The organism is Rhodococcus sp. UFZ-B548, assembly GCF_903819475.1.
GTDB classification, from domain to species: domain Bacteria; phylum Actinomycetota; class Actinomycetes; order Mycobacteriales; family Mycobacteriaceae; genus Rhodococcus_F; species Rhodococcus_F erythropolis.
In genome coordinates, this window is record NZ_CAIJDS010000090.1 from 1 (window position 1) to 13,493 (window position 13,493).

General features: G+C 61.7%; 2 protein-coding genes. Both read left to right on the forward strand.

The features are described 5' to 3' along the window. The first annotated feature begins 21 nt into the window (after positions 1-21). Positions 22-6,744: an amino acid adenylation domain-containing protein gene (locus H7C86_RS35495; protein ID WP_259349423.1), complete on the forward strand. Its 6,723-nt coding sequence runs from the start codon at positions 22-24 to the stop codon at positions 6,742-6,744. 158 nt (positions 6,745-6,902) lie between these two features. Next, positions 6,903-13,493: amino acid adenylation domain-containing protein (locus H7C86_RS35500; RefSeq protein WP_182263374.1), on the forward strand; the 6,591-nt coding region annotated here is incomplete at its 3' end.

Sequence of the window (13,493 nt, forward strand, 5' to 3'; positions counted from 1 at the left end):
ATTCGTGTGTTCGAGGCTGTTGTGGCGGATTCGTCGGCAGTGGTCGGCGACATCGCGATTCTGGATTCGACGGAAACGCAGCTGCTGGCACCGGTATCGGGCCCGGACTGCGCCCAACCGCAGACTTTGGTCGACATCTTTACGGCAGCGGTCGATCGTGATCGGTCGGCCGTGGCGGTTCGCTCCGAGGGGCGCTCGATCACCTACGGCGAATTGGACGCAGAGTCCTCACGCCTGGCGAGGATGCTGATCAGTCGCGGTGTGGGGCCGGAATCACTTGTTGCCCTGGCATTCCCGAGATCGTACGACATGGTCAGGGCCGTCTGGGCCGTGGCGAAGTCGGGTGCGGCTTACGTACCCGTCGATCCCAGCTATCCGGATGTCCGAGTCCGTCACATGGTGACCGATTCGGAGGCAGTGCTCGGTCTTACGACCGAGGCGCACCGTGATTTGTTGCCGGACGAGGTGGAGTGGATCGCTGTCGGCGAAGCCTTCATGGAGGATGCGGCGAGGAGGTACACGGACGAGGCCGTCACGGACTCGGATCGTGTTGCGCCGCTGTCGGTTCTCAACGCTGCTTACGTGATCTACACGTCAGGCTCGACCGGTATGCCCAAGGGTGTCGCCGTGACACACACGGGTCTGCGCGCGATCACCGACGAAGCCGCTCGGCGCTATCGCCTCGACCAAGGTGGGCGATTCCTGCACATCTGCTCACCCAGCTTCGATCCCTCGGTGCTCGAATGGATGGTGGCATTCTCACGCGGCGCCGTGTCCGTGATCGTTCCCGCCGATGTCATCGGAGGCGTGGAACTGCACGAGATTCTCCGTACGGAGCGGGTGACCCATGCGATCATCACGCCGGCGGTGCTGGGAACGGTCGACCCGACCGGACTCGACGACATCGAGGTCGTCTCGGTGGGCGGCGATGTCACCTCTGTCGATCTCCTCGGGCGTTGGCAGCCCGGACATCGGTACTTCAATGCATATGGGCCGACCGAGACGACGATTATTTCGTCTTATGCAGAGCTGCGCGCGGGTGAACCGATCACCATCGGTGTTCCCGTTCCCGGTGTGCGCGCGGTGGTGCTCGACGGTCGACTGAATCCGGTTCCGGTAGGTGTTTCCGGCGAGTTGTACTTTGCGGGTGGGGCATTGGCTCGCGGATACCATGGTCGCCATGGCCTGACTGCGGACCGTTTTGTTGCCGATCCGTTCGGTCAACCGGGCAGTCGCATGTATCGAACAGGTGACGTGGTTCGCTGGTCGGGACGTAGCGCAGAGAGTTCGGCAGGCGAGCTGGTCTATGTCGGGCGCAGCGATTTTCAGACCAAGATTCGCGGATTCCGAGTCGAGTTGGGTGAGGTCGATGCCGCACTCGCCGGTCATCCGAGCGTCGATTTCGCAGCGACTCTCGTTCGGACCTTGCCATCGGGGTCACCAGTTCTCGTGTCGTACGTGTGCGCTCTAGCGGGCTCCTCGATCGACGTACGAGAGTTGACCGAGTTCCTCGGGATCTCGTTGCCTCCGCACATGATTCCGTCTGCTGTGATCGTTCTGGAATCGGTCCCACTGACGCCAGTTGGCAAGTTGGACCGTGATGCACTGCCGGAACCCGAGTTCGAGATGCGTGAGTTCCGTAGTCCGCGTACACCGGTCGAGGAGATCGTTGCCCAGGTGTTCGCCGAAGTACTCGGCGTGGAGCGGGTCGGTCTCGACGACGATTTCTTTGATCTCGGCGGGAACTCACTCATTGCGACACAGGTCGTGTCCCGCTTGAGCTCCGCCCTCGACGCCCGAGTTCCGGTGCGCGACCTGTTCGAGCATTCGACTGTCGAATCCCTTGCCGTCCGAGCACAATCGCGCGAAGGTCAAGGCTCTCGCCAGCAACTGACGGCAGGCGATCGACCGGATGTGCTGCCGCTTTCGCTGGCTCAGCAGCGTATGTGGTTCCTCAATCGTTTCGATTCCGACTCGACTGCATATTCGATTCCGTTGGCGCTCCGACTCGCAGGCGTCCTCGATGTCGAGGCGCTCGAAGCGGCGGTCGCCGACGTGGTCGAACGACACGAATCGTTGCGAACGATCTACCCTGAGGGAGAATCCGGGCCGGTTCAGATCATCCTGCCATCGGCGCGCGTTGCAGTGAACTTGACGCCGGTCTCCGTCGACGAAGGCGACGTGGTGAATTCGATCGTCGAACTCGTCTCGCGCGGATTCGACGTCACACAGAACGTGCCGCTGCGGATGCGTTTGTTCCGAACCGGTGACGATGCTTTCGTCCTCGCGGCGGCTGTTCATCACATTTCTGCCGACGGTGCATCGACGGCACCGTTCGCGCGAGATGTCATGGTGGCCTACGCAGCTCGGGTCAGCGGGTCCGCACCGACATGGTCGCCACTCGAAGTGCAGTATGCCGATTACGCGCTGTGGCAGCGGCGAGTTCTCGGGTCCGAGACGGACGAAGGTTCCACAGCGACAAGCCAAATCGCGTACTGGACCAAGGCGCTCAACGGGCTACCCGACGAACTGGCTCTGCCCACTGATCGGAGACGCCCTGCCGTCCAGTCGTTCCGTGGTGGCCGCGTCTCGTTTGCCCTCGATGCCGCACTCCATGCGGCGCTGCGGGGGTTGGCGCGAGAACGCAATGCGACGTTGTTCATGGCTGCTCACACCGCTTTTGCGATCCTTCTCGCCCGTTTGTCCGGGACCCGTGACATCGCGGTCGGAACCCCGATCGCGGGTCGCGGTGACCGCGCGCTCGACGATCTGATCGGGATGTTCGTCAACACGCTCGTGTTCCGAAGCGAGATCGACACGTCGAAGGACTTCTTCACCCTTCTCGACCAGGTACGCGAAGTCGACCTCCAGGCGTTCGCACACGCGGACGTGCCTTTCGAGCGGTTGGTAGAGGTTCTGAACCCGGTCCGCTCGACTGCACGCCACCCCTTGTTCCAGGTCGGTTTCTCGTTCCAGAATCATCAGCAGACCGCCGTGGAGTTGGCCGGCCTCAATGTCGAGGTTCTGGAAGTCGACCAAGGCATCGCTCAATTCGATCTCCAGTTGGTGTTGGCAGACCGATACGACGACGATGGTGCTCCGGCCGGTATCGAGGCGACCTTCAGTTACGCGACCGACCTTTTCGACAGTGCAACCGTCGAACGGTTCGCGTCGCGATTCTGCAGACTGATCTCATCGTTGGTCAGCGACCCGTCGGCACCTGTCGGTGATCTGTCGTTGATGGAGCCGAACGAACTCGTGCGCGTTGTGAATGAGTGGAATGACACGGGAGCTGCGGTCGGACCCGGTGCAACGCTGGTGGACCTGTTCGACGAACAGGTGGGCCTAGACAACTTCGCACCTGCCTTGTACTTCCAGGGACGCGAAATCTCTTACTCGGAGTTCGACTCCCGGGTCAACCGTCTGGCCCGTTGGTTGATCGAGCAGGGTGTGGGTCCAGAGTCTCTGGTGGCTCTGCATATGTCACGTTCATTCGATCTGGTTGTCGCCATGTATGCGGTGGTGAAGGCGGGTGGTGCCTACGTGCCACTCGATCCGTCGCATCCTCGCGAACGAATCGCGCTGATCGTCGAGACTGCGACTCCCGCGTGTGTGCTGTCCTCGGCTGCAGAGGTCTTGGACCTGGATGGTGTGCAGGTGGTGACGGTCGATTCCTTGGATTTGTCGGGGTACGCGGAAACCCCGATCAGGGATGGGGACCGTATCGGCTCCTTGAGTTCGACGAATACCGCGTACGTGATCTTCACGTCGGGATCGACCGGTCGGCCCAAGGGCGTAGCAGTGTCGCACGCGAGCATCGTCAATCAGTTGCTCTGGAAGCGGCACTACTTCGGTTTGGACGCGTCCGACTCGGTTCTGCTCAAGACTGCTGCCACCTTCGACCTGTCGGTGTGGGAGTTCTGGTCAGCTCTGACGTCCGGCGCCCGACTCGTCATCGCGGAACCCGACGGCCACCGCGATCCCGACTACCTCGTCAAACTTCTGCGTGAGGAGAAGGTGACCACGCTGCACATCGTTCCGTCGATGCTGTCGATGTTGGTGACTGCGGCCGGGGGTGGATTGCCCAGCACTCTGCGGCGAGTACTCGCTATCGGCGAAGAGCTTCCCGTGGCGACTGCACGGGAGTTCCTCGCCGCCAACAGTGCATCGCTGTTCAATTTGTACGGGCCGACGGAAGCCGCTGTGTCGGCCACTGTTCATCACGTCACCGACACGTCGGTGACGGCCGTCCCCATCGGCGTACCGGAGTGGAACACCCGGGCGTACGTTCTCGACGAGCGACTTCGCCCCACGCCTCCGGGAGTCGCCGGCGAGCTGTACCTCGCGGGCGCGCAACTGGCGCGTGGATACCAGGGACGTCCGGATCTGACCTCTGATCGTTTCGTGGCCGATCCCTTCGGTCTTTCGGGCACCAAGATGTACCGCACCGGTGACCTTGCGCGGTGGTCGGAGAGCGGACAGCTCGAATACCTGGGGCGAGTCGACTTCCAGGTGAAGATCCGGGGCTTCCGGATCGAGCTCGGCGAAATCGAATCCGTACTGCGTAGACACGAGAATGTCGCGGCTGCTGTCGTGGTCAACCGTTCGGACCCACACGTGGGGGATTCGCTGGTTGCATACGTGAGCGCTACACCTGGGACTTCCGTCGATCCGGACGCACTCAGGTCGTTCTTGTCCACTGAACTTCCGAGCTACATGATTCCGACGGACGTAGCGGTTCTCGAGAACATGCCACTCAACGTCAACGGAAAAATCGATCGAAAGGCCTTGCCTGAAATCGAGGTCGCCGAGCGTACGTTCCGCGCGCCGGCAACGCCGATCGAGCAGATCGTCGCCGGTGTGTTCGGAGATCTCTTGGGCGTCGATCGGGTCGGGCGTGACGACGATTTCTTCGCATTGGGCGGGAACTCGCTTGTCGCAACTCGCGCGGCGGCCCGACTCGGCGCAGCTCTCGACGGTGACGTTCCGGTACGGGCATTGTTCGAGGCATCAACTGTGCAGACTTTGGCGATGCGGGTCGAGGAACTCGCGGGCACCGGGTCTCGAACTCCTCTCGAAGCTCGACCGAGACCGAACCACGTTCCACTTTCACTGGCGCAGCAGCGAATGTGGGTGATCAATCGAATCGATCCGCAATCCGGCGCGTACAATGTCCCGATCGCGATCCGGCTCTCGGGGCGTCTCGATGTCGATGCGCTCGGCGCTTCGGTACGGGACGTGGTTCTTCGTCACGAGATTCTCCGGACCGTCTATCCCGACAGCCCGGAAGGTCCAGCTCAGAAGGTCGTGCCGATCTCGCAGATCGACCTCAGGTTGGATCCGGTGATGCTGGATCCGCAGCAGTTGGCGGAATCCGTTGCAGCAATTGCGACCGAAGGCTTCGACGTGACCGACCGCGTGCCGATTCGTACACGATTGTTCGAACTCGCTCCCGACGAGCATGTTTTTGTTGTCGTCGTGCACCACATCAGTGGTGATGCGTTTTCGACGGTCCCGCTGACCCGCGACGTCATGACTGCGTACTCGGCACGAGCAGCTGCCGACCAACCGGGCTGGAGTCCGCTGGCAGTTCAATATGCCGACTACACGTTGTGGCAGCGGGAGGTGCTCGGCGAAGAGAACGATCCCGCGAGCGCTCTGGCCGGACAACTCGACTACTGGACCCGCGAACTCGCCGGCGTTCCTGAATTGATCGAGTTGCCCACCGACCGCCCGCGACCGCCGCGGCCGTCGATGAAGGGTGCCACGGTCGAATTTTCGCTGGGTGCGCGTGGAGCGCGGCTTGCGCAGATCGCACGTGAGAACAACTCGACGATGTTCATGGCGATTCACAGCGTCCTCGCTGTGCTGCTGTCCCGCCTGAGCGGCGGTTCGGACATCACAGTCGGTACTCCGGTCGCGGGTCGAGGTGAACAACAACTCGACGACCTCGTCGGAATGTTCGTCAACACCCTGGTCTTGCGTACCGACGTCTCGCCTGCCGCGTCGTTCGAAGAGATGCTGGCCCAGGCAAGGACGAAGGATCTCGCAGCCTTCGGTAATGCCGATGTCCCCTTCGAACGACTCGTCGAGGCAGTTGGTCGCGAGCGGTCGAGCGCTTACTCGCCGTTGTTCCAGGTCATGCTGACGTTCCAGAACATTGCCGTCGGGTCGTTGGAATTGCCAGGTCTCGAAGTCACCGGACTCGGTGAGGACTACGGCCAGGCGAAGTTCGATCTGCAACTGACCGCGGTCGAGGAGTTCGCGGATTCCGGTGAGCTCGACGACGTGGCTCTGACATTCACCTACGCCGAGGACCTCTTCGATCGCGGAACGGTCGAGCTTTTTGCGGCCAGATTCTCGAAGATCGTCGACGCCGTCGTCGAGGATCCTTCGGTCGTTCTCCGGTCGATCGACATCGTCACCGACGCCGAACGCGAGGCATCGAAGCCTGTGGTGGTCCGGACAATCGCAGACATTCCGGAGTTGGTCGATCGCGCCAACGCAACGGACCCCGCGGGTACCGCATTGCGTCACGAGGATCGCGTTGTCACCTACGAGGAGTTGGCTGCGAAGTTTGCTGCGGTGTCGCAGGCGATGGGTGCAGCCCTGAAACCGGAGGCATTGGTCTCGGTCGCCTTGACCGGATTGATTCCCGGCATCGTGCCGGCATTGGGTGCGCAGGGATACGCCGAATTGTTGGAGGGAGTCATCGCCGCTGCCGAAGAAGTCATCGCGTCGTAGCGACGCTCTCGGATCAGGGTGAACGTTCGGTGTGAACGTGATCACACCACGGATGACAATCGGTTATCCGTCAAACTCGGGTGTCACAACCCTCGGGTAGGCTTCGTTGTTTGCGAAGCGTGCACATTTGCAGTGTCGTAGTTGGAGGAAACAGGTAGATGTTCGTTGACAAGTCTGGACAGAATTCGTTGACCATCGAGGATCTGCCGAGGCTCGTAGCGGCAATTGCCGAAATAGAGCCGGATCGACCTGCTCTGTGCTTCGAGGGTGTGTCTGTCAGCTACGCGGACTTGCATCAGCAACTGACAGATCTCGACACCGCGATGGGCGGAGTGCTCGGCCCGGACGCGCTGATTCCGATGGTCGTGTCTGGAGCATTGCCAGGGCTCGTGGAGTCGCGAACAGACGGCCTCGGAGCGGTGGTGTCCGACCTGCTGGCCGATGCGGGCGACGTCGTTCCGGACATGGTTGCGTCCTCCGATACCGTCGAGGAGACTCTGGTCTCGCTGTTCGAGAGTCAGGTCGAGAGAAGTCCGGATGCGATTGCACTCGAGTTCGACGGCACCGAACTCACCTACCGGCAATTCGACTCAGCAGCCAACCAACTGGCCCGAGAGCTGATCCGTCGCGGCGTCGGCCCTGATCGCCTGGTCGGAGTTGCGATCAAGCGATCGATCGACATGCTCGTTGCGATCTACGCCGTGGTCAAGGCTGGTGGAGCGTATGTTCCTCTCGATCCGGATCATCCTGCCGAGCGTATTGCTTATGTCATCGAGACGGCCCGCCCGGTCTTGGTCCTCACGTCTTCGCACAGCGAGCTACCGATCCCGTCGGAGACCGCGGTACTCGCTGTCGACTCGATTGCCGTGTCGGATCGGGACACCCCACCGCTCGCGTCGTCTGAGCGGCTGTCGCCGCTTCGTTCGGCGGACACCGCGTACGTCATCTTCACATCCGGTTCGACCGGTCGGCCCAAGGGCGTTGCAGTTTCGCACGCTGCGATCGTCGAGAACCTGTTATGGCGTCAGAGCGAGTACGGGTTCACCCCTGACGACGTGATTCTCCAGAAGACTCCTTTCACGTTCGACGTGTCCGTCTGGGAATTGTTCTGGCCTCTGCAGGTCGGCGCGAAGCTGCTCATCGCGACGCACGACGGCCATCGAGATCCTGCGTATCTGACGAAGGTGATCGTCGATCGCGGTGTCACGGCAATTCACTTCGTGCCGTCGATGCTCGCGGTGTATCTCGCCGAACCGGCCGCAGCGCTCGTGACTTCACTGCGCCTGGTCTTCGCGTCGGGTGAGGCGTTGCCGGGGCGTACTGCAGCTCGCTTCCGCGCCATCAGTGGCGTAGAACTGCACAATCTCTACGGTCCGACCGAGGCTGCGGTCGATGTCACCTACCACCGGACAAGCGATCTAGATCAGGATTCGGTACCGATCGGCCAGGCCGTCACCGGCACCGCGCTACACGTGCTCGACGACGGCCTGCGGCCGGTACCGACCGGCGTCCCGGGGGAGCTCTATCTCGCGGGCCCTCAGCTCGCTCGCGGGTATGTCGAACGCGCAGACCTGACGGCCGATCGATTCGTCGCGAACCCGCACGGCGCGAGTGGCGAGCGGATGTATCGCACCGGTGACTTGGTGCGCTGGCGCGGAACGGGTTCCGAGCGCACGCTCGAATACATCGGTCGAACCGACTTCCAGGTCAAGCTGCGCGGACTCCGTATCGAGCTCGGCGAAATCGAAGCGGTTCTTCTGCAGGATGATTCGATTTCCCAGGTTGTTGCGACGGTTCGGACCGTTGCCGGCGGCGATGCTCTCGTCGCTTACCTCGTGCCGGTCGCCGGCGCAGTCGTCGACCACGACTCTCTTGCTTCCGCGGCTTCGCGCAATTTGCCTGACTACATGGTTCCCGACCTGTTCGTCGAATTGGACGAGTTTCCGCTGAACTCGAGCGGAAAGCTCGATCGAAAGGCACTGCCCGAGCCTGATTTCGAACGCTCGAAGGTACAGTATCGAGCCCCGGAAACCGACACGGAAATCGCGCTCGTGCAGATATTCGGCGAGCTCCTCGACGTCGGTGAGATCGGTATCGACGACAGCTTCTTCTCGCTCGGCGGCAACTCCTTGAGTGCTACGAGGCTGGTCACCCGGGTCAATTCACACTTCGGAGTGGACGTCGAGGTGCGGGCGTTCTTCGACGCCCCCGACATCGCTCGGTTCGCTGTGATCGTCGATCAGGCAAACCAATTCGGATCGACCCGCGTCCCTCTGGTGGCAGGCGAGCGACCGGAGTCGGTTCCGTTGTCGTCGGCTCAGCAGCGCATGTGGTTCCTCAACCGTCTCGAGCCCGAGTCCGCGGTCAACAACATCCCGATCGTGTTGCGGCTCAGTGGTGATCTCGATGTATCAGCTCTCGACGCGGCAATTTCCGACGTCGTGGAAAGACACGAAGTTCTGCGCACGGTGTACCCCGACGTGGAAGGTACCGGAGTGCAGAAAGTGTTGACCGCTGCGCAGACGCAGCGCGATCTCGAGGTGCGCTCCATCGAGGAAGACGCGCTGTACGGCCGCGTCGTCGAGGTGGTCGCCGCGGGATTCGATGTCACCAGTGAGGTCCCGTTCCGTGCCGAACTTCTCCACGTCTCCGCGCGCGAATTTGTCCTCGTCGTCGTAGTTCATCACATTGCCGGCGACGGCTTCTCGATGGGGCCGCTGACGCGGGACCTGGTTACTGCGTACGCAACTCGGACACGTGGCGAGAAGCCGATGTGGGAACCGCTTGCGGTCCAGTACGCGGACTTCGCTATCTGGCAGCGCGAACTCCTGGGAGCGGAGAACGATCCTTCCTCACTTCAGAATCGACAGCTCGCCTACTGGCGGAGCGCGCTCGACGGAGTGCCTGAAGAGCTCGCGCTGCCGGCCGATCGTCAGCGGCCGCAGTCGGCGAGCGGCGCGGGGTCGAACGTCGATTTCCGTATCGACGCCGAACTGAATGAGGGACTGGTTCGGATTGCTCGCGATTGCGGGACAACTCTCTTCATGGTCGTGCACAGCGCATTGGCTGTGTTGCTGTCCCGATTGAGTGCCACCGACGACATCGCCATCGGCACTCCCGTGGCGGGCCGCGGCGAGCAGGTGCTCGACGATCTCGTCGGCATGTTCGTGAACACGCTCGTTCTTCGCACCGAGGTCAAATCGACCGAATCGTTCGTCGACTTGCTTGCGCGGGTTCGCGAAACGGACTTGGCGGCTTTTGCACACTCGGATGTGCCTTTCGAGCGTCTCGTCGAGGAACTCGACCCGTCGCGAAGCCAGGCCAGGCATCCGCTCTTCCAGGTCATCCTGGCGTTCCAGAATCTTGATGCCGTGTCACTCGATCTCGGTGAACTGACGGTAGCTGCAGTCGATTACGACGCCGAGGTGGCAAAATTCGACCTGCAGTTGACCATGTCGGAGACATTCGAGTCCGATGGCCGGGCCGCCGGTCTGGCGGCGGCGTTCACCTACGCCACCGATCTGTTCGACAAGGCGACCGTCAGTGGCTTCGCTGATACTTTTGTCGCAATCCTGCGGTCTGTGGCCCTCCGTCCTGACGTGATCGTCGGAGACGTGGACATCGTCGGCAGCGAACTCGCGACTATTGTCGAGGACTCCGCAGGCGAGGTCCACGAGGTGACGGCGAATACCGTCGTCGATTTGTTCGAAGAGATGGTTTCGCGCTCGCCGCACTCGATCGCAGTCGAGGACGCCGATCGAAGCCTCACCTATGCAGAGTTCGATGCCGAGTCGAACAGGCTCGCGCGTGCATTGATCGCTGTTGGTGTGGGGCCCGAGACTTCGGTTGCGCTGGCCCTTCGACGTTCGACCAGTCTCGTCATCGGTGTGTGGGCGATTCTGAAGACGGGGGCGGCCTATGTCCCGCTGGACCCGGAGCAGCCGATCGAGCGAATCCGGGACATAGTCTCGACTTCTGCTCCGATTGCCGTGTTGAGCGCGAATTCCGAGATCATGGACCTCGGAATCGATGTGCCGAACATTCGTGTCGACGAGGACGACTTCACGCGGTTCTCCGCAGAGAAGATCGAGGATCACGAGAGGACGCGTCCACTTCACCCGGACAACATCGGATACGTTATCTTCACCTCCGGCTCCACGGGCAAGCCCAAAGGTGTTGCAATATCCTATGCTTCGGCGGTCAGTCAGGTTGCGTGGTTGATCGGGAAGTACGCCGTCGACGAGTCCGATGCCGTTCTGTTCAAGTCGCCGGTCACCTTCGACGTATCGGTCTGGGAGATTCTGGCCCCGTTGGCCGCGGGCGCGAAGATGGTAGTCGCCGATCCTGACGGACACCGCGACCCTGCATATCTCACCGAGATCATCGAAGAACACTCGGTCACGATGGTGTCGTTCGTCCCCTCGGTGCTCGACGTCTTCGTCGGCGCGCTCACGGCCGGCCGCTGCCCGTCGTTGCGCACCGTCTTCGCGGCTGGTGAAGCACTTCCTGTGCACACTATCGCCGCAGTGCGGAAGGCTCTTCCCGCGGCACAGCTCCACAATCTGTACGGACCAACCGAGTTCACCGTTCACTCGACGGCGTTCGAGGTCGACGCGAGCGTCACCAACCGGGTATTGATCGGAACGCCTGTCTGGAACAGCGTCGCCCTGGTTTTGGACGATCGTCTGCGACCCGTGCCGACGGGTGTGACAGGAGAGCTCTATCTTTCGGGAGTTCAGGTGGCCCGCGGCTATATGAGGCGTGTGGACCTGACCGCAGAAAGATTCGTCGCCGACCCGTACGGCACGCCTGGCACCCGGATGTACCGCACCGGCGACGTCGTTCGTTGGTCCAAGTCCGGTGGTGGGATCGAATACATCGGTCGCAGCGATTTCCAGGTCAAGCTGCGCGGACTCCGCATCGAACTCGGGGAGATCGAGACGGTGTTGCGAGGCCACGATTCCGTGGGTCAGGCCGTCGTGCTGGTCATGCAGGACCGCCTGGTGGCGTATGTGACCGCAGCGCATGGCGCATCGCCCGCCGAGCCCGAGCTTGTGGCGCTTGCCGCTGCAGCCCTCCCCGCGTACATGGTTCCGGCGGCAATCATCGTTCTTGACGCGATACCGCTGAGCTTTACCGGAAAGCTTGACCGAAAAGCACTCCCGGAACCGGTGTTCTCCGTTCGTGAGTTCCGTGCTCCCGTCACACCCGGCGAAGTTCTGGTTGCCGGCATCTTCGCGGATCTTCTCGATGTTCCACAGGTCGGCCAGGACGATGATTTCTTCGCTCTTGGTGGAAACTCCCTGGTCGCTACACAGGTCGTCGCGCGGTTGAGCGCTGCGATCGGCAACCGAATTCCCGTGCGTGCGCTCTTCGACGCGTCCAGCGTGTCGGCATTGGCTGCCCTGGTGGACACCTCGGGCGACGACACCGCGCGCGATGCGCTCATCCGGCAGGAGCGACCGGACCTCGTTCCGCTGTCGATGGCCCAGCAGCGGATGTGGTTCCTGAACCGTTTCGATCCGGCATCCGGTGTGAACAACATTCCCGCCGCTATCCGACTGAGCGGACCGCTCGACGTGCGAGCACTCGAGACGGCAATCGAGGACGTCGTGCGTCGCCACGAGATTCTTCGCACCGTCTACCCTGATGTGGACGGCACCGGCCGTCAATCGATTCTCGCCGAATCCGAGATCGATATTGAACTGAATCCTGTTGCAGTTTACGGTGATTCGATCGAGAAGGTTGTCACTGACCTGGCGACCGAGGGCTTCGACGTGACCGCCCAGGTGCCATTCCGTGTCACATTGCTCGAACTTGGTGGCGAGGAATTCGTACTGGTTCTCGTGATGCATCACATCGCCTCCGACGGATACTCGTTGGGGCCGTTGACGCGTGACATCGTGATTGCATACGCAGCTCGCGTCGAAAATCAGGCGCCCGCGTGGCGACCGCTCGAGGTGCAGTATGCAGACTTCTCGATTTGGCAGCGCGCCACCCTCGGCGACGAAAACGACAGTGGTTCGGCCATCGCGCAGCAGATCGACTACTGGCGCCGCGCTCTGTCCGGGCTGCCGGAACAGATTGAACTGCCGACCGATCGCCCGCGGCCCGCAGTGGCAGGCAATCGGGGTGCCTCCCATTCGTTCGACATCGATGTCGAGATGCATGAGGCGCTCAATCATGTTGCGCAAGAAAACAATGCAACGCTGTTCATGGTGTTCCACGCAGCGCTCGCAACTTTGCTCTATCGGGTGACCGGCTCGACGGACATCGTCGTCGGAACTCCCGTCGCTGGTCGCGGCGAGCAGGCATTGGACGATCTGATCGGCATGTTCGTCAACACGCTGGTGCTTCGGACCGAGATCGATCCGTCGACATCGTTGGCAGGGCTGCTGGAGGCTGTTCGTACCGTCGATCTGGACGCGTTCGACAATGCCGATGTCCCCTTCGAGCGTCTGGTCGAGGTTCTCGATCCCGTTCGTTCCCAGTCGCATCACCCACTTTTCCAGGTCATGCTCACATTCCAGAACCTGGCGCAGACCGAACTGCGTTTGTCAGGGCTCGAGATCTCCCCGGTCGACATCGACATGTTGATGTCGAAGTTCGATCTGCAACTCACCTTGGTGGAGAACCTGAGCGAAACAGGTGCTCCCGCCGGCATGTCCGCCGTATTCACTTACGCCACAGATCTCTTCGACGAGGGTTCGGTTGTGGTGTTGGGTGAGCGTTTGGTGCGTGTGTTGGGT